This is a genomic window from Polymorphobacter sp. PAMC 29334, from assembly GCF_019431245.1.
GTDB lineage: Bacteria > Pseudomonadota > Alphaproteobacteria > Sphingomonadales > Sphingomonadaceae > Polymorphobacter_B > Polymorphobacter_B megasporae.
Genome location: NZ_CP080242.1, coordinates 205574 through 223875 on the forward strand (window position 1 = coordinate 205574; position 18302 = coordinate 223875).

At 63.5% G+C, this 18302-nt stretch carries 21 protein-coding genes; 11 read left to right on the top strand and 10 right to left on the bottom strand.

Annotation, left to right across the window (positions count from 1 at the left end; genetic code table 11):
- Genes KZX46_RS01035 through KZX46_RS01045 form a run of 3 tightly spaced genes read right to left on the bottom strand, consistent with a single transcriptional unit; the run spans position 1 to position 1529 of the window.
- Positions 1-477: a nuclear transport factor 2 family protein gene (locus tag KZX46_RS01035; protein WP_216711102.1), complete on the bottom strand. Its 477-nt coding sequence runs from the start codon at positions 475-477 to the stop codon at positions 1-3.
- 29 nt (positions 478-506) lie between these two features.
- The gene (locus KZX46_RS01040) at positions 507-1256 is read right to left on the bottom strand and encodes an SDR family oxidoreductase (protein WP_216711101.1); all 750 of its coding nucleotides are present in this window, start codon (positions 1254-1256) and stop codon (positions 507-509) included.
- On the bottom strand, positions 1257-1529 hold the full coding sequence (locus KZX46_RS01045; RefSeq protein WP_216711100.1) for a hypothetical protein: 273 nt from the start codon (positions 1527-1529) through the stop codon (positions 1257-1259).
- 138 nt (positions 1530-1667) lie between these two features.
- Here KZX46_RS01045 and KZX46_RS01050 point away from each other — a divergent pair, with 138 nt between their 5' ends.
- From KZX46_RS01050 to KZX46_RS01095, 10 genes are all read left to right on the top strand, one after another.
- Positions 1668-4715: a TonB-dependent receptor gene (locus tag KZX46_RS01050; RefSeq protein ID WP_219774116.1), complete on the top strand. Its 3048-nt coding sequence runs from the start codon at positions 1668-1670 to the stop codon at positions 4713-4715.
- A 190-nt stretch (positions 4716-4905) separates the two neighbouring features.
- The gene (locus KZX46_RS01055; RefSeq protein ID WP_216711098.1) at positions 4906-5394 is read left to right on the top strand and encodes an RNA polymerase sigma factor; all 489 of its coding nucleotides are present in this window, start codon (positions 4906-4908) and stop codon (positions 5392-5394) included.
- Positions 5391-6419 (top strand): FecR family protein, encoded by a 1029-nt coding sequence (locus KZX46_RS01060; protein ID WP_216711097.1) that lies wholly within the window; start codon positions 5391-5393, stop codon positions 6417-6419. The genes KZX46_RS01055 and KZX46_RS01060 overlap by 4 nt, the downstream gene beginning before the upstream one ends.
- A 264-nt stretch (positions 6420-6683) precedes the next feature.
- A complete protein-coding gene (locus tag KZX46_RS01065) occupies positions 6684-7508 on the top strand; it encodes an alpha/beta fold hydrolase (RefSeq protein WP_216711133.1) in 825 nt (274 codons plus the stop codon).
- Between the two features lie 102 nt (positions 7509-7610).
- On the top strand, positions 7611-8585 hold the full coding sequence (locus tag KZX46_RS01070; RefSeq protein ID WP_216711096.1) for an MBL fold metallo-hydrolase: 975 nt from the start codon (positions 7611-7613) through the stop codon (positions 8583-8585).
- A gap of 33 nt (positions 8586-8618) precedes the next feature.
- Positions 8619-9587 carry an alpha/beta fold hydrolase gene (locus KZX46_RS01075; RefSeq protein WP_219774117.1) on the top strand — a complete coding sequence of 323 codons (969 nt, stop codon included), beginning with the start codon at positions 8619-8621 and terminating at the stop codon, positions 9585-9587.
- A gap of 38 nt (positions 9588-9625) precedes the next feature.
- Complete coding sequence (locus tag KZX46_RS01080) at positions 9626-10018, top strand: DUF6130 family protein (RefSeq protein ID WP_219774211.1); 393 nt, start codon at positions 9626-9628, stop codon at positions 10016-10018.
- 35 nt (positions 10019-10053) lie between these two features.
- Positions 10054-10410, top strand: coding sequence for a DUF305 domain-containing protein (locus tag KZX46_RS01085; RefSeq protein ID WP_216711094.1), 357 nt, complete (start codon positions 10054-10056; stop codon positions 10408-10410).
- Complete coding sequence (locus KZX46_RS01090; protein ID WP_216711093.1) at positions 10407-11852, top strand: YncE family protein; 1446 nt, start codon at positions 10407-10409, stop codon at positions 11850-11852. Before KZX46_RS01085 ends, KZX46_RS01090 begins: the two co-directional genes overlap by 4 nt.
- A gap of 14 nt (positions 11853-11866) precedes the next feature.
- Complete coding sequence (locus KZX46_RS01095; protein ID WP_219774118.1) at positions 11867-12634, top strand: dienelactone hydrolase family protein; 768 nt, start codon at positions 11867-11869, stop codon at positions 12632-12634.
- A 271-nt stretch (positions 12635-12905) separates the two neighbouring features.
- Here the strand turns inward: KZX46_RS01095 and KZX46_RS01100 are convergent, their stop codons facing one another.
- From KZX46_RS01100 to KZX46_RS01130, 7 genes are all read right to left on the bottom strand, one after another.
- Positions 12906-13631, bottom strand: coding sequence for an alternative oxidase (locus tag KZX46_RS01100; protein WP_216711091.1), 726 nt, complete (start codon positions 13629-13631; stop codon positions 12906-12908).
- A 102-nt stretch (positions 13632-13733) separates the two neighbouring features.
- A complete protein-coding gene (locus KZX46_RS01105; protein ID WP_370647434.1) occupies positions 13734-14492 on the bottom strand; it encodes a glutathione S-transferase family protein in 759 nt (252 codons plus the stop codon).
- Positions 14489-15307, bottom strand: coding sequence for an FTR1 family protein (locus KZX46_RS01110; protein ID WP_370647435.1), 819 nt, complete (start codon positions 15305-15307; stop codon positions 14489-14491). The genes KZX46_RS01105 and KZX46_RS01110 overlap by 4 nt, the downstream gene beginning before the upstream one ends.
- On the bottom strand, positions 15285-16493 hold the full coding sequence (hmpA, locus tag KZX46_RS01115; protein ID WP_216711088.1) for an NO-inducible flavohemoprotein: 1209 nt from the start codon (positions 16491-16493) through the stop codon (positions 15285-15287). The genes KZX46_RS01110 and hmpA overlap by 23 nt, the downstream gene beginning before the upstream one ends.
- Positions 16494-16502: 9 nt before the next feature.
- On the bottom strand, positions 16503-16868 hold the full coding sequence (locus KZX46_RS01120; RefSeq protein ID WP_226895879.1) for a DUF1971 domain-containing protein: 366 nt from the start codon (positions 16866-16868) through the stop codon (positions 16503-16505).
- On the bottom strand, positions 16865-17236 hold the full coding sequence (locus KZX46_RS01125; RefSeq protein WP_226895880.1) for a group III truncated hemoglobin: 372 nt from the start codon (positions 17234-17236) through the stop codon (positions 16865-16867). The genes KZX46_RS01120 and KZX46_RS01125 overlap by 4 nt, the downstream gene beginning before the upstream one ends.
- 79 nt (positions 17237-17315) lie before the next feature.
- Positions 17316-17492: a hypothetical protein gene (locus tag KZX46_RS01130; protein WP_216711086.1), complete on the bottom strand. Its 177-nt coding sequence runs from the start codon at positions 17490-17492 to the stop codon at positions 17316-17318.
- Between the two features lie 106 nt (positions 17493-17598).
- On the opposite strand from KZX46_RS01130, the gene KZX46_RS01135 reads away from it, so the two are divergent.
- Positions 17599-18081, top strand: coding sequence for an Rrf2 family transcriptional regulator (locus tag KZX46_RS01135; RefSeq protein WP_216711085.1), 483 nt, complete (start codon positions 17599-17601; stop codon positions 18079-18081).
- Positions 18082-18302 lie beyond the last annotated feature (221 nt).

The window sequence follows — 18302 nt, forward strand, 5'->3', positions numbered from 1 at the left end:
TCACAATCCCAATTCGGACAGGCCGGCGTGTCCATCGGGGCGACGGCCCAACGGCCAGTGAAACTTGCGCTCCTCCGATTTGATCGGATGCTCGTTGATGCTGGCGATCCGTCGCCGCATCAGCCCGTCGGGGTCGAACTCCCAGTTCTCGTTGCCATAGGCGCGGATCCAAGTGCCGCTGTCGTCGCGACACTCGTAGGCGAATCGTACCGCGATGCGATCGCCGGTGAACGCCCACAGCTCCTTGATCAGCCGGTAATCGAGTTCGCGCGCCCACTTGCGCGCAAGGAACCCCTCGATCGCCTCGCGCCCGCGTACGAACTCGGCCCGATTCCGCCACTGGCTGTCGACCGTATAGGCCAACGCGACCTTGGCCGGATCGCGGCTGTTCCATCCGTCTTCGGCAAGGCGGACTTTGAGGGCGGCCGAGACTGTGTCGAACGGCGGCGCGGGCGGGCGGATTGGTGCGGTGATCATGACAGGCTCCTACGCAATGAACGGATCGATCAGGCGTGACCCTCGCCGCCGTCGACGAACAGCTCGGAGCCGGTGACGAAGCTCGCTGCGTCGGACGCGAGGAACAGCACAGCCTGGGCGATTTCACCTGGCTGCCCGACGCGTTCCATCGGCACGCCGAGCGCCATCTGGTCGAGGAGGGCCTGCTGCATCGCTGGGTCGCGCCCAGCGAGGCCGCGAAGGCCCGGCGTTGCCGTTGGCCCGGGTACGAGCGTGTTGATCCGGATCCCGCGCCCCTTGAGGTCGATCATCCAGTTGCGAGTGAAGGCATGGACAGCGGCCTTCGACGCCGAATAGACGCTGAAGCCGGCGGTGGCCTTGGCGGCCGCGGTCGAGCCGTTGAGGATTATCGAAGCGCCGCGGGCGAGCAGCGGCAGCGCCATCTGAACGGTGAACAGGACACCTTTGACGTTGCGGTCGAAGGCATCGTGATAGTCGGCTTCGGTGATTGCCCCGATCGGCGACAGCGAACCGCCGCCGGCATTGACGAACAGGACGTCGATGCGACCGAAGGTCTCGTCGATCCGTGCGAACAGTGCCGTGAGCTCGCCGAGGTCAGCCGAATCGATCCGGTAGCCGACCGCGCCAGGCACTGCCGCCACGGCGGCTTCGAGCGCTTCCTGTCGCCGACCGGTGATGACTACCGTCGCGCCCTCGGCGGCTAATAGCTGCGCGGTCGCGAGGCCGATGCCCGACGTTCCGCCTGTGATCAGCGCGATCTTCCCTGTCAAAATGGTCATTCAACCCTCCAGTGAATATCGAAGCGGAGCCGCGAAGGCGGGCGAGCATGTCATGGCGCCGGCGGCGCTAATCGCCGACAGCCCAGCCCGGATCAACGGGCGGAAATCATCCTCGATCTGCCGGTCGATGAGGTGCAGGACGCTCGCGGCGACCTGTAAAAGGTTCGATAAGTCCCCGCCGCTTGCCGGGGCGAAAGGACTGCGCTCGTTCAGTTCGCCCGTCTCGTGCAAGCAACCGATTTCGTGTAACCGCGTCGCCACCGTCATCATCATCGTCGTCATCCCCACAACAAGTTGGCGTTTCGATTTGAAAGACGCGGTCGTCGGACAAATCCGCAGTGCTTTTGTGCTATCCGAAAGAATAAAGTGGGATCGGGGATCCGGGTGGGGCCGATGCAACGACGGACTGCCGTGCTACTCTTCATCGCCGTCGGCGCGCCGGCAGCCGTCAGCGCCAAGGGCGTGGCGCGGATTGATATCGAGCACGGTCGTTTGACTATGGCGCTGACCGCCGTCGGCCGCCAAGCGGGCGTCGATATCCTTTATTCTGAGACGCTGGTCGGCGAGCGGACCGGGATCGCTTTGCACGGGACGATGACCGTTGAGAGCGCGTTGGCGAAGCTGCTTGCGGGTTCGGGACTCGGGTTCCATCGGACCGCCGACGATGCGATCGTCATTAACGCCGCGTCGGACTCGCTCCCGGCAGCCGTAGCGACCCCGATCGAGACCATCCCAGAGATCCTCGTCGTCGGACGCCACGCGCAGAATGGCGATATCGGCCGGACCGAAGGCGATATCCAACCTTATCAGGTGTCGTCGCGGCGAACCATCGAGGACTCGCACAGCGACAGCATCCAGGACTTCACCCGCAAGCGCTTGCCCGCCAACGCCCAGATCGCCAGTCCCGCCCAAGATTTTGTCGGCGGGGCCGGCTCGACGCGGTCCGAGATCAACCTCCGCGGGCTCGGGCCGGCGCAAACGCTGGTGCTGATCGACGGCCGCCGGATGCCCAGCCTGCCGGGGCTGCCGTACGCGTTCGATCAGCCCGATATCAACGGCATCCCAATCGACGCCGTCGATCGGATCGAGACCCTGACCGCCACCGCCGGCGGCATCTATGGCCCCGGCGCGACTTCGGGCGTCGTCAACATCATCCTGCGCCACGACTATCGCGGAGCCGAGATCAGTTTGACCACGGGCCTGACCGCACGCGGCGACGCCCCCGAGGTGCGGCTCGAGGGGCGCATCGGCTTCACCCCTGATCACGGCCAGACCGACGTCACGATCAACGTCAGCGCGACCCGCAGCGGCGAACTCCGCTACGGCGACCGCGATTTTATTGCCCGCGCGCGGCGGCAAAGCTATGCGAACGACCCCGCCGCCTTTCTCGCTAGCCTGCCGGTGGGCAACGCGATCAACGTCTTCGGCAGCGATCGGCTCGTCCTCAAGGCGCAGCTCGGCGGGGCGGCGCTCGGCAGTACAATTACGTCGTTGCCGCTTGGACTGATTGGCGATTCCGCGCAGCGTACGGCGCTGCTCGTCGCGAACGCTGGCGGCATCGACATCTCACTGCCCGACGCAATCGGCGGCGCTCGAGACGACATTGTCAGCCGGCCGCGCGGGCAGGCTATCCTGTTCAACGCCCGGCACCGGTTCGGCAGCTCGGGGATCGAGGCGTTTGCCGACGTCATCGACACGCGCGACGACGGCCGCGCCGACGGCCGCGCCGCGACGCTGACCAACTTCATCGCCGGGACCAATCCGGCTAATCCGTTTCAGCAGGATGTCACACTGACCTTTCCACTGACCGGCGTCGCGGCAACCCAGTCGACCGACATCCACATCCTCCGCTACACGGCCGGCCTGATCGCGCCGCTGCCGCGGCGGTGGCGCGCCAATCTCGAGTATACCGGGGGAATAGCGCAGCGCGTTCAGCGGACTGCGCTCAACGCGCCCGGCGACTATCTCTATCTTGCCTATAGCTATGGACAGCCTTACGGCGGCCAGCAGGCGCTTGATCCGTTTGGCAACTGGGCTGATTTCGTCGCTGCGCTGCAAAGCTATAGTCGCACCACCTTCAGCCTGCTCGACCAGACCAGCCATCTCGGCGACGCCACGTTCCGGCTCGCCGGCCCGCTCCTGACCCTGCCGGGCGGTACGGCGACAGTGACCTTGCAGGCGGAAGATCGCCGCGAACACGTCGGCGCGTCGTCCTATATCTTGTCAGACACGGGGTCGTTCATGCTCGACTTCGGCCTGCCGCGGATTGAGCAGACCACCAGCACCCTCGCCGGCGAAATGCGGATCCCGGTTAGCGGCAGCGGCGGCCTGCTGCGCAATTTCGAGCTTCAACTCGCCGTACGCCGCGACGTCGTCCGGACGATACTGCCCGCGACCGTCACCCTGTTCACGCCCGACCCGCCGCCGTTTGTCACGCGCAATTCGGCGTTCGCCTATACCGTCGGCGCGCGCTTCCAGCCGATCCCCGCGATCACCCTTCGCGCCAGCGCGTCGACCGGCATCCTGCCGCCGTCGATCGCGCAGATCGGGTCGTCGACCTTTTTGGCCTCGCGGTCGGACCCCGATCCGAAACGGGGCGGGCGGCCCGTCGGTAGCGAAGGCGAATTCACGCTGGTTAACGGTGGCTCGGCGTCGCTCCGGCCCGAGCAGGCGCGCAGTCTTTCGGCCGGCATTATTTTCACTCCGTTCGGCGACAGCGGCCTGCGCGCCTCGGCCGACTTCACCCGGATCGACAAGCGCGACGAGATCGGTCCGGTGCCGGGGCTGACGATCGGCGCGCTGCTCGCGGACGACAATTTCTATCCCGGGCGGATCGAGCGGGGCCCGCTGACCGCCGCCGACGCGGCGATGGGGTTTACGGCCGGCCCGGTAACCCGGATCGACCTGACCACGGCCAACATCGCCCGAAGTCGCCTCGATGCGGTTGATCTGACGCTCGACTGGCCGGTTTCACTGCGCCGGTCCGGCGACCTTCGCGTCTACGTGAATGCGACGTTGCAGCCGAGTTATTGGCAGCAAGCAGCGGCCGGCCTGGCGCGACGGCAGCGGATCGGCTACAGCGACGGGCCACTCGAATGGCGCGGTAACGGCGGCGTCGACTGGACGCTGGGAGCGCTCAGACTGGGCCTGAATGGGCAATTCTACGCCTCTTATCTTGTGGCGTCGTCGAGCGGGACGCCCGCATCGAACGCGCAGCTGATCGCCTATCAGGGCAGCGACCGGATTCCGGCGCAGGTGTATTTTGATCTGACCGCCACCTATCACTTCGATCGCGGCGGCCCGGTGCCGCATGGCACACAGGTGCGCTTTGGCGTGCTCGACGTGTTCGATCAGCGCCCGCCGACCGTCACCGACCCGAACACCACGGGCTACAGCTACTACGGCGACCCGCGCCGCCGCCGATTCGAGCTAACGGTCGCCGTACCGTTCGGCGGGTGACGCGGCCCGAGAAGTATTGGGGTGAGGTGAGGGTTTGCGTAGCGACTGCGTCCTTACCTGTGAGTTCACTCCGGAGATCGCCATCCCCCTCGCTCACGCCTCTCGCCTCGTCTGCGAAAGACTCGACCCGTCGCGTGGATTCACGCACTATTGTACGATGGCGGGGGACGTGCAGGGGGCACCGGTGCCGATGAACCCACGGGACGCGGTCGTGTACCGTCCGGCTCTAGTGCGCTTTTTCCGTCGCAAGATGCGCGACGTCAACGACGTCGAAGACCTTGTTCAAGAGGTCTTCGTCCGCATCGCCGCGCGTCAGGGGGGCGAAGTCGACAATTTGGGTGGCTACGTCTTCCAGACCGCCGCCAGCGTCCTCGCCGACCGGCATCGGCGACGGACCGTCCGCCACGCCGACGATCAGGTGCCGTTCGATACCGAACGCCATAGCAGTAGCGATTTCGACGCAGGCCGTGTCGCGGAGAGCCGCGAGACGCTGCGCGCCGTCGTGGCGGCGCTGATGAACCTGCCGGAGCGGACGCGGACAATCTTCGTCCTGCGGCGGCTCGAGGGGCAGAACTACAAGGACATAGCCGTGCAGTTCGGAATTTCAGTCAGCGCTGTCGAAAAGCAGATGGTGCGTGCGGTCAACCACCTGTTGACGTCCCCAGGGTGCACATCGTGATCAGCGAAGTCCTCACGCTCGCCCACCTCCAGTCGCTCGGCCCTACCGGTGCGGCCGCGCTGCTGCTCGTCCGGCAGGATATATTCGACGACGACGGCGACGACATGGTCTTTACCGCGTGGATCGACGCCGATCCGGCCAATGGCGAAGCGTGGGCTCGCGCCTGCCAGCTGTGGGAGCAGACCGCCGATGCGCCCGAGCTTCAAGCGCTGCGTGACCCGCCCGCCGTGGCCGCACCGCAGCCTGTCGCGCCGCGGTGGAGTGCACCTCGCTATGCCATCGCCGCCTCGATCGCGGTCGCTCTCGTCGGCGGGACGACACTGCTGGTCCGGCGGCCCACCGCCCCAGCTGCACCGCAGCTGGCGAGTGCGGAGCCGTCGATGCTACTTGCCACCGCGCACGGCGAGCGGCGCAGCTTCACGTTGCCCGATACAAGCAGCGTCACCCTGAATACCGACACGGTGATGCGCGTCGCGTTCCATCCCGGCGGCGAGCGGCGGCTCGAACTCCTCCGCGGCCAGGCCATTTTCGCGGTGTTCCACGACCGGACGAGGCCGTTCGTCGTCGCGGTCGGGCAGCAAACGGTAACCGCGCTCGGCACCCATTTCGAGGTTCGCGCCGAACCAAACCTGATGCGCGTCGTGCTCGTTGAGGGCAGCGTGGCGGTGCGAGCGGGGCGCGCCGATCGCCCGCCGACGATTCTCAGGCCTGGCGAGGCGCTGACCGCGCGCGGGGACGCCGAGCCGGTCGTCGCGCGCGCCGATCTTGACGCCGTCGGCGACTGGCAGCGCGGCATCGTCACCTTTCACGACACGCCGCTGTCGAGCGCTGCGGCAGAGATCGACCGCTACACTCCTGTACAACTCGTGATCCGCGATCCTAAGGTCGCGGGTTACCGCGTCAGCGGCAGCTTCCACACCGACGACACGGCACGTTTCGCGCGCACTGTCGCCGAGCTGTACCCGGTGCGGGTCATCGCCGCAGGGTCCGACCGCCTCGAGATCGTTGCCGCTCCCCCGAAATAATTCCGGGTCGGGCGTCCGGCCGCTGAGGGTTCCGACCCCGCCTGCGTCTACTCCAACGAGCCCGATGGTCGGGCGCAGGGGATCAGGCCGGTGGCTGGAAACAACGACATTACCGGCCCGATCGTCCCTGAAGCGGGCACTTCGCGACGCGCGGTGCTGGTGGGCGGCGCGGCCCTCGCCGTCGCCGCCACGACCCTCGGCCTGCCCCTTCTTTCGGCCCGCGCCGATGCGCGAAGGGCTTCAACTTTCACGAAAGGACCGACGATGAGCACGATCACGACCAAAGACGGCACCTCGATCTTTTACAAGGACTGGGGAACCGGGCAGCCGATCGTGTTCCACCACGGTTGGCCGCTAAGCGCCGACGACTGGGATGCGCAGATGCTGTTCTTCCTCGGCCACGGCTATCGAGTGATTGCTTACGACCGTCGCGGACATGGGCGATCGACCCAGACCGATCGCGGGACCGACATGGATACCTATGCGGCCGACTGCGCCGCCCTCGTCGAACATCTCGACTTGCGCAGCGCGATCCACGTCGGCCATTCGACCGGCGGCGGCGAAGTCGTCCGCTACGTCGCGCGCCATGGCGGCAGCGGACGCGTCGCGAAGGCAGCGATAATCAGCGCCATCCCGCCGGTCATGCTAAAGTCGGCCCATAATCCCGGCGGCAGCCCGATTGAGGTGTTCGACGGCTACCGCGCAGCGATGTCCAACCGCGCCCAATTCTACCGCGACGTGCCCGAGGGTCCGTTCTACGGCTTCAATCGGCCCGGCGCGAAGGTCTTCCCCGGCGTCATCGACAACTGGTGGCGGCAGGGCATGATCGGCGGCGCGAAGGCGCAGTACGACTGCATCGCCGTCTTCTCCGAGACCGATTTCACCGAGGACCTCAAGACGATCACGGTACCCGTGCTGGTCATGCACAGCGAGGACGACCAGATCGTTCCGTTCTCCGACGCCGGTCCGCTGTCGGCCAGGCTGCTCCGGAAGGCGACGCTCAAGGTCTACAAGGATCTGCCCCACGGCATGCCGACGACGCACGCGGCGATCATCAACGCCGACCTGCTGGCGTTCCTGAAGGGCTGAAGCCGTCCGCCGATCTGGTCGGCGGCCCTCGACCATCGTTTCGAAAGACGCGCCGGCGCGCGGTCGGACCCGCGCGCCCTCGCCCGATCAAGGAGCCACAACATGACCGATTCATTGCTCAGCCGCTGTGCCGGCAAACGCGAATCGTTACCACGCCGCTTCGGCGGACCGGCGGCGCTTCTCCTCCTCGGCATTGGGCTCGTCACCGCCCCCGCATGGGCGGGCAAACCGACCCCTTACGACACGATCAATCAGGCGGCGGCGAGCGGGCCGATCACCGTCCATCGGCTGCGCGGCGGGATTGCGATGCTCGACGGATCGGGCGGCAACATCGGCGTCCTCGTCGCACCGGATGGCTTCTTGATGGTCGACGCGGGCATCGCGGTGTCGGAGCGCAAGATCAAGGCGGCGCTGCGCGATCTGGGCGGCAAGCGGCTTAGGACCGTCATCCTCACCCACTGGCATTGGGATCATAGCGACGGCGACGAGTGGGTCCGCCGCACCGGTGCAAATCTGATCGCCGACCCCGTCGCGATCGTGCGGCTCAAGCAGACCAATACCATCGTCGAATGGGGCCACACCTTCACGCCCGTCGCCCTTTCGGCGTTGCCGAACGAAACGGTTCCGCAAGACCGGACGCTGAACGTGGGTGGCGAGGCGGTGCACATCGGCCACTACCGCGCCGGCCACACCGACGGAGACATCTATGTCCGGTTCGAGCACGCCGACGTCCTCCAGACTGGCGATACCTTTTGGAACGGCGTCTATCCGTTCATCGACTACGTCACCGGCGGCAGCATCGACGGCGCAATCCGCGCGGCTGACGAGAACCTGCGGCTCGCCGGACCGAACACCATCGTCATTCCCGGCCACGGGCCGGTCGGTGACCGCGCTGGCCTGATGGCCTTCCGCAACATGCTCGTCGCGGTTCGTGGGAAGGTAGCGGCGCTGAAGCACGAGGGCAAGTCGCTCGACGCGACCGTCGCTGCCCGCCCGACCGCCGAGTTCGACGCCAAATGGGGCGGGTCGGTCATCGATCCGAACCTGTTCACTGCCCTTGTCTACCGCGGCGTCTGACCCCTCGTCCCCACCCAATCCAGGAGAAAACCAATGTTGACCGATGCCCTTCGTGCTTCGCTCGCCGCCACTGCCCTGTTACTGGCGTCCGCGGCAGCGGCGGCTCCCCGCATCCCAGTGACCGCACAACGGCCGGTGCCCGCGATCCACTACCAATCGGCGGTTATCGACGGGGTCAAGATAGCCTATGTCGAGGCGGGCCCCGCCAACGGCCCGGTGGTCCTGCTGCTCCAGGGCTTTCCGACCTCGTCGCATCAGTTCCGCAACCTCATCCCGTACCTCGCCGATCGCTACCACGTCATCGCGCCCGACTATCCGGGATTCGGCGAGAGCGACGCGCCTGCGCACGACAAGTTCGAGTACAGCTTCGGCCATTATGCGACGCTGGTGGACGGGCTCGTGAGCCAGATCGGCGCGAAGCGGTATGCGATCTACCTGTTCGATTACGGCGCGCCGGTCGGCTTCCGCCTCGCGCTCAAGCACCCCGAGCGCGTCAGCGCGATGATCGTCCAGAACGGCAACGCCTATGTCGAAGGCCTCGGTGCTTTTTGGGATCCGATGAAGGTGGACTGGGCGCACCCAACGCCGGCGACCCGCGAAAAGCTGGCATTCCTCGTGACGCCCGAGACGACCAAGTTCCAATATCAGGACGGAATGGAGGATGGGTCGCGGATCGATCCCGCGAACTGGCGTCACGACCAGCCGCTACTCGACCGGCCTGGCAACAAGGATATCCAGCTCGATCTGTTCCACGACTATGGCAGCAACGTCGCGCTGTATCCGCGGTTTCAGGCATTCTTCCGCCAGTATCAGCCGCCGACGCTGATCGTCTGGGGGAAGAACGACAAGATCTTCCCGGCGGCCGGTGCCGAACCCTATCGCCGCGACCTGCCCAACGCCGAATATCACCTGCTTGATACGGGCCACTTCGCGCTCGAGGACCAGCTGCAGGTGATGGCCCCAATGATCCACGACTTCCTCGACCGCAAGGTGGCGAAGTGAGCGCCGCCCGTACCCTCATCCTGTTCGGGGTCCTCTTGATGCCAGCCTCGCTCGACGCAAAAACTGCCCATGACATCCTCGGCGCACCCGGCGTCGTCCCGCTGACGACGGCTCAGCCGGAACCGAAGCTGATCGTCGATCCGCCGGTGCCGGGGCCGCTGTCGTTCGGGCGCGTGGTCATCGAGTACCGCGCCGAAAACCTGCGCATCGTGCCGGTGTTCGGACCCAAGGCGCTCGAAGTCTCGCCGCGCATCGGCCACATTCACGTCACTGTTGACGACCTGCCGTGGCACTGGGCCGACGCCAGCGGCGAGCCGCTGATCATGAACGGGCTCCCGCCGGGCCGGCACAAGGTGCTGATCGAGTTGGTCAACGCCAACCACGTGCCGTTCACCGGCCAGACGGTCGAGTTCGTCATCCCGGTGCAGTGAGCCGGCCACCGTCACCGTCAGAAAGGACACAATCCATGAACAAGCGCGCACTTGCGGCCATCCTCGCCGCGCTCGCCTCCAGCGCGGCGGCCGCTCCGACCGCCGAGCAAGACTTTCTCGCGGCGAACCGCGTCGCCATGAGCCGGATGATGGCGGGGATGAGCGCGAAGCCTGCCGGCGACGTCGACGCCGATTTTGTCAACATGATGGAGCCTCACCACCAAGGCGCGATCGACATGGCGATGCTCGAACTCCGCTACGGCAAGAACCAGCAACTGCGGCGGATCGCCCAAGGCATAGTCGCAGAGCAGCGCCCCGAGATCGACGCGATGCGGCTGGCCCTCGGCCGTCCGCTGACCACGGCCACATCGGCGGCGAGCAAAGCGCCATGACCGGGCACAGCTACCTTGCGCTCGCCGCGCTGCTGTCCACCGCATCCGCAGCCGTCGCCGGTCAGGCCCCGTTTGCCGCGACCGCGGCTGACGTCCCGATCAGCGGGCATGACCGCGTCTATGCGGCGGAACAGTTCTCGAACACCGTGTCGGTCGTCGATCCGTCGACTAACCGCCTGCTCGGGGTGATCCGCTTGGGCGAGCCGCAGCCGGCGAACTTCAGCCCGCTCTACCGCGGCCAGGTCCTCGTTCACGGCATGGGCTTCTCGCCCGATCGCCGCACCATCGCGGTAGTGTCGATCGGCTCGAACTCGGTGACCTTCATCGACACCGCGACCAATGCGGTGAAGCATACCACCTACATCGGCCGCTCGCCCCACGAGGCGTTCTTTACACCCGACGGGCGCGAGGTCTGGGTTACCGTGCGCGGCGAGGACTATGTCTCGGTGCTCGACGCTGAGTCCTATGCGGAGATCGCCCGGGTCAAGACGCCGGGGGGCCCGGGGATGACGATCTTCTCGCCCGACGGCCAATACGCCTACGTCTGTTCGTCGTTCAATCCAGAGCTCGTCGTCTTCGACGTTCGGACTCGAGCCGAGGTCGGGCGGGTCGCGCAGCCCAGTCCGTTTTGCCCCAACCTCGCCGCGACTCCCGATGGCAGGCAGGTCTGGTACACGCTCAAAGATATCGGCAAGACGGTGGTGATCGATGCCAAACCGCCGTTCGCGACTCTCAAGGTGATCGACACCGGCCCCATCACCAACCACGTCAATTTCGTCGACACGGCACATGGACACTTCGCCTACGTCACGGTCGGCGGTCGGAACGAGGTCCAGGTGTTCCGGCGCGACACCTTTGCCAGGGTCGCGACGGTCGCGGTCGGCAAGCTGCCCCACGGCATCTGGCCATCCGGTGACGGCACCCGCGTCTATGTCGGGCTCGAGAACGACGACCGGCTGGTCGCGATCGACACTGCCAGCAATACGGTCGTCGCGACGATCCCGATCGGCCAGGCGGCTCAGGCTGTGAACTATGTCCCCAACGCCGTTCCCAGCGGCGACGGCATTACTGGGCTCGAGCCGCTCGGGGTCGCCGGCGGGGCGACGCATCTCACACTCGGACGTCCCGGCCGCGGCGGGTCCGAGCCGACCAGCGTAAGCCTGTTCGACCAGGGCCTCGTCCAAATTCTCGAAGCCGCCGTGACCGGACTATCTCCGCGCATGCCGTATATCCTCGGGCTTGCAGCGAATGCCGACGGCAGCGGCAAGGTCGAGCCGCTGGCGAGCTTTGTGACCAATCCCGCGGGGGCCGCAATCGTCAATGCGACCGGACCAATAAGAACTCTGGTTCGACCCGATACGGCGTCGTCGCGTCGCTACCTGGTGATCGTCGCGGGAGCCCCCGGCGGACGCGGGATACCGGTTCAAATCCAGCAGAACTGAATCAGGAGGACGACATGCAGCGCGAAACGATCGACTACAATGGTGATGGCGTCGCAATGCGGGGGGAACTGTTCATCCCCTCTGGGGAAGGACGGCGCGCCGGCGTCCTGGTATTCCCGGAGGCGTTCGGCATCGGCGATCACGTTATCAACCGCGCGGAGCGATTGGCAGAACTTGGCTATGTCGCCTTGGCTTGCGACCTGCACGGCAACGGCCGCTACATCGACGACCTCACCGCGGCGATGAAGGAGCTCGAGCCGCTGTTTGCCGATCCGGGTAAGACTCGCGCGCGGGCAGCGGCGGCGCTCAACGCCCTGACGGCGAGGCCCGAGGTCGACCCGGCAAGGATAGCGGCGATCGGATTTTGTTTTCCGATGCCGCTCGAACTTGCAAGGTCGGGGGCCGATATCAGGACGGTCGTCGGCTTCCACACCGGTCTGCAATCGACGCGACCATTGACGTCGGCCGACGTCATCAAGTCGTCGATCCTAGTCTGCATCGGCGGCGACGACCCATATATTCCGGTGGCTGATCGCGTTGCCTTCGAGGCCGAAATGCGCCTCGCCGAAGCCGACTGGCAGATCGAGGTCTACGGTCGCACGGTCCATAGCTTCACCAACACCGGTGCTGATCGGCGCGGTATGCCCGACACGCTGCGCTACAGCCCCATGTCCGATCGACGGTCGTGGGCAGCTATGCTCGCCCGCTTCGACGAGGTGCTCTCGCCGAGGGGGGGGCGTGATGATCCTGGCGGCAGGATGAGTACATATCCGACAGGGTAGGTGCGCGGCGCCTCGACACGATACCATTTGATCCGTCCGCGCTTGGCGACAGAGGATCTTTGCAAGGTTGTTGTCGCACGTAAGAGGTGCGGCGCACGGCAGCTATTCTGTGCACATCCTCCGAAAGCGGAAGGGCAGCTTTCGGCCCCCTGTTTCAGAGCAAGACTGTCGCCACAGAAAGGACCCCGTTCGAGTGGAGGGCCGAAGCTCCCGACGTAAGCACCGTCAGAGGCATTTTGTCAAAAATTGGGTGGCAGCAGGACTAAGTGTATTATGTAACGTTACGTAGAAGGTTGGCATGATGAGGATAAGAAGTCACCGGCAAGAGACTTACCGCCTCTCCACCAAGTTGGTTGGACAAGCCGTGGTTAACGTCGCGGTGGTGAGCCTCGTCTTGCCGAACTACGACCACAACATCGCGTAACGTCGCATCATCGTCTAATTGCCAGTAATGGCGTGCGATTGCCGGGGCAGGCAAGTTCGGCGAGCGGCCCTCGTCGATTTCCCTCAAATAAAGTGTGTAGCTGGTCACGGCTTCCTCCTCAAAGTAGCCGACGACCCTATGCGCGGTGCGCGACGACATGAGATACAACAATGAAAATCCGGCGAGGAAGATGCCTTGGACGAGTAGGATGACAGCCCGTTCAAACGCGGTCGGCTTGGCGATCTCGATGAAGGTCATCAAGTGCATGCGCTCGTTCTCCGCTTCCTCCATCAAGATGCGGATCCAGCCCTCATCGTCGCGCATCCAGCGTAGACATTTTAGATGGGTGAACATCGCGCCAACCATTCCCGGCACGGCGGCGACGGTTTCCAACACGATCGCGCGGTGACCGTAGCGCTTGGCGAAGAATGTGTCGGCGCAGAACCGCAGCAGCTTGGTGAAACCGAGCGCGAACCGGTCGGAAAACCCATGCGGAATATGATGGACCAAGGGTTCGGCGCTGTGCTCCTCGGCGAGAGCGCGTTCGTCGGGCTGAAGCACGGTATTGACCATATCGGAACTCCTCGTTCTGAAGCTGTTACTGGACGATCGTTGCATCGGAAGCTGAAAGTACGACGAAATTTAATAGCCAATATATTACAGTGGCGTCCGCTGTCAGAGTCGCATGCCGGCGCTTTTTGCTGTCGGGTGAAGACTTGTCACGGCACTAGGCCGTTCTGCCATTCGCGCAAACCAAGATCCCACGGTTGCCAACTCTGGATCGATCGCCTGTCCGACACGAGAGCCAAAATCCACAGCACAATAGAGAATAATGTCGACGATAGTCAGTCTGTCCGGGACAATGAAGCTACGTCCAATCATCTGTTGATCGAGCCAATTTAGTCCGTCGTGGGTCAATGCTATCAGCCCTGACACAGCCTCAGGCAGGATCCGCATCCGGGTCCGATACATTTCGGCCGCTTTTCCATAGTGAAATGCAGCGTAAAGATGTTCGGTGATACCGAGTTCAATTCGACGCTGCCACATGCGTGTTTCGGCGCGTGCCTGAGCAGTGACACCGATGAGAGTTTTCTCAGGAAATATTTCGTCGATGTATTGAAAAATCGCGCCGGTTTCGGCGAGGCACGTTCCGTCGTCCAAGCGAAGGGCTGGCACCTGACCTGCGGGATTGTCATTGGTATAAGGTAGCCGCCTGTTCTCACCGCCATCGACGTCGATATCTTGAACCGGGATTGTCACTCCCTTCTCAAGTAAAAACATGCGTACAGCGCGTGGGTTTGGTCGACCGGCATCATAGAGCAGCATTTCCAGGTCCTCTCCGATTCGAGTGTCTATAACTTTCAAGCAGGCGTCATGTTCGTTCATCCGCTCATTTAAGGTTTTATCTAAACAATCGTGATGCGACATTTTCATTCGAACGCTCCAATCCGTCGTCGGGTGTCGATCGCGCGGATCCGCGCCCACCCGATGAGCAGGGCCGGGGCAACCACCAGACTGTAAGATAGCAGCCGTCCCCATTCGCCGTCTGGACCGTAGGGTTCGGTCGCCATGTGCCATTCGGCATTATCAATCCACGGGAGTGCAGATGCTTCGGCAAACTCGTGGAGCGCATAAATGCCGAGTTGCAACGAGAACAGAACCATGAACACCGCTGTCGCGTTGAAAAAAAGCGTCAGGTCGACTGCCCGCCCATATCGGATCCACGCACTGCCGAGAGCGACCGCGAGCAGCAGGCCACCGATCCCACCGATGATCATCGTTGTCCCATCGACCTGCCCAACAAGGGACGCGATCATGGCAGCTGCCTCGCTTCCCTCGCGACCAATCATCAGCAGCGCGAACAAGAACACGCCCAGCGCCGCACCATTCCCTGTGTGATCCGTCGATAGATCGATGCGCCCGGTTATCGTCGCTTTCATGGTGCGCCCATGACGAAGCAAATGAATGGTGCAGCTGAGTACAAGCGCGACCGCAACGAGCGCCAGCCATCCTTCCCAAAGCGACCCGAGGCCCCCGATGCTTACAAGAAGTGCGCCAAGGATCACGCTGCCAACGATCGCAATCGCAACACCTGACCACAAGGGTCGCATAAGCCGGGTCCGCCCGGTCCGACGCAGATAAGCGGCCGCAACCGCCACAATAAGGAACGCCTCGGTCCCTTCGCGAAATGCGACGATAAGGGTCGCGAACATAGCGGTTCTCCAGTTAGCGAGGGGCGTCGCGGGCATCTTCGATGCTCGACTGCGGCCCGAAGAATTCGAAGCGTACGCGGTCGCTTGCGACACCAATCCGGGCAAGACTGCCAAGCATGGCACGCATGAACCCCGTGGGTCCGCATAGATAAACGTCGGTGTTCTTGTCGGCACATGCTTCTGCCAACTGCTCATCTCCGATGCGGCCGGCAAAGTCGTAGTCGACGCCAATTCGATCATTCGCGCCAGGGTTCTCGTAGAATGTTTGGCGACTGATCCACGGTGCGCGGTCCGCCAATCGTATGGTTTCGCTGTTGAATGCATGGACGCTGCCGTTGATCGCGGCATGCATATAGGCGACCGCTGCGCGTTCTTTCGCCGCGAGCTCGTGAAGCATGCTCACCAACGGGGTTTGGCCGACGCCGCCGCTCAAAAGCACGACGGGTCGTTCTGGAGCGCTGTCCAGCACGAAGTGCCCAGCAGGAGCCGCACACTTAACGGGCGTACCCGGCTGCAGATGGTGCAGAAATTGTGAGCCCATGCCGCGTGGTTCGCGCTTGACCGATATTCGGTATTCGAGCGAACTTGGCGCGTTCGACAGGCTGTAGTGCCGATACAGCGGCCGTTCGGGACTAACTGGCAAACGTAATGTTAGGTATTGACCGGGGCGGTGCGAAAGCACCGGGCCGCCATCTTCGGGAATGAGGTAGAGCGACCGGATGAGGTTACTCTCGTGTTCCGTTCTATAAATCAAAAAAGAACGCAAACCCGTCCAGCCGCCGCTTGCACCGACAATTTTCGCGCTGAGTGCTCGCTCGCGGCCAATGAAGATGTCGGCCAGCATCGCGAACGCCGCCGACCATGCTGAAAGCAGCAAAGATGTCGCCTTATCGTCCAGAACGTCGACCATTGCCTCGATCAGGCAGGCACCAACGGCTCCGTAATGTTCGGGCTCTATACCGAGAGCCACATGTTTGTGGGCGACGCGCTCGATGAGCGGGGTTAGCGCTCCGATATTATCGATATTGTGAGCGAAGCCTGCAACCGCCTCGGCAAGCGCGCGCGGCTGCGTGCCGTCGCGCATATGCGTCGGATCGAACACGGCTTCGATTGCCGGATCTCGGAAGAGCAATTCATACATCCGTTCGACAACGGCGAGGCCATGAAGATCCATCGCCGGCGCGGATGCGCGAACTATTGCCCGTGTTTCAGCGTCTATCATTTGCAGTTCTCAAATTACGCCGGCCGAACTTGCGTTCGACTGATTGGAATGGGGCGTCGCGGCGGCTCCGTCGGCACGGTAAAATTCGACATAGAAGGCGACCGGACCTTGAGGCTCAACGCAATGGAGTTGCTCGGGTACGATCACGCCAGGGGTCGTTTCGCGAGAGAGCAGGACTTCGCTCTGGGCATCCCGATCGAGCACCCGGTAGAGCAGCTTTCCCTCGACCACGTGGATCAGCGCCCAGGCACCTTTCGCGGTCGAATGCGGCCCTCGAAGCTTTTCAGGGAGGGTTGCTTCCGTAAAATCGGGCGTGCGACGTGTCGGCGCAAAACCCAATGGAATACAAGGCATGACAAAATCCTCAGAGTTCAAAATGCAGATGCAGCGGCGGCGCTGCGACGATGTGCGTTGGCCATGCCGAGCTGGAGGCTGGCACCGATCATCTCGGACTTGGCCACGAACAGCGTCGCTGCTGCGGGCGGACAGATTTCGGTCACGGTTCGGGCAAACAGGTGAAGCCAGCGCGCGAAATGCGTCGGCCGAAGGCCTGGGAGCGCAAGATGCGTTGTCATCGGAGTGCCCTTGAAGCGGCCGCTCATGAGCAGCACCGACGACCAGAAGTCGCAGAGCTTGGCGAGATGTTCTTCCCACTGTCCCTGGAGCGCCCGTTCAAAGATCGGACCGAGTGCCGGATCGCGCCGAACATCGACGTAGAAGGCGTGCACGATCCGCGAGATCATGGCTTCGTCAACACCAACTGCGTTGCCTGGACCAAGTCGACCGTGCGCTGCCCGGCGATCGTCTGCGGTAACGACCATCTCAAGCTACCCAGAGAACGACGGCGATGCCGACGATGAGCCAGACGAAGGCGTTCACCAGCATCCGTACCAGACCGCGCCCGTCTTCGTGCATGACGCCCATAGCATTACAGGCGAGATCGCCTGGCGCGAGCAGCGATCGAGCTGATGTGCGGCCAAGCAGAGAGAGGGTGGACACGAGCGACTTGCCTTTGCGAATGAAAGCTATATTCGCGGTATATGTTATCCATCCGACATAAAGCAATACCAAAAATGTATGTTTCAGCTTTTGATGGTGCTCGGCTGTGCGCCTGACGGTCTACAGCGACTATTCGCTGCGCATGTTGATGTACCTCGCGTTGCGGCCCGAACGGCTCGCGACGATTGAGGAAATCGCCAGCGCATATGGTATATCGCGTGCGCACCTGATGAAGGTTGCACACCAGTTGGGCCAGATGGGGTTCGTTAGCACTGTGCGAGGCAAGGGCGGGGGGCTGCGATTGGCTCGCGAGCCGATAACGATCGGGCTGGGCGACGTGGTCCGTCACACCGAACCCGATTTCGCTCTCGTGCCGTGCCTCTCCCCCGGAGATGGCAGCTGCGTGATCCAACCAAGCTGCGTTCTACGTCATGCGATCGAGCAGGCAAGGGACGCGTTTCTGTCAGTTCTAGACTGCTACACGCTGGCCGATCTCACTCGGCCGCGGGGGCCGCTCCTTGGCCTGCTGCAAATCGCTCCTCAACCCGGCGTTGCATCTATTCAGCGCCGCATATCGCCACCGACATAATTGGGCAGATCGGTGAGGTTCGTCGATCAAATTCAGACACAGTGTCGTGATTCCTCTCGATCCTCAGGCTATCTTCTGTCGACCAAGCTGGTCGTCGGGAGTATGATCGGACTACTTTGATCATGGTAGATCTATGTCGCTGAACCCTTCGTCAAATCTTGGTATGGCGTATTTCAACGCACCCGACACCCGGACGATCGTCACGAGTAAGTTAGGCCGCG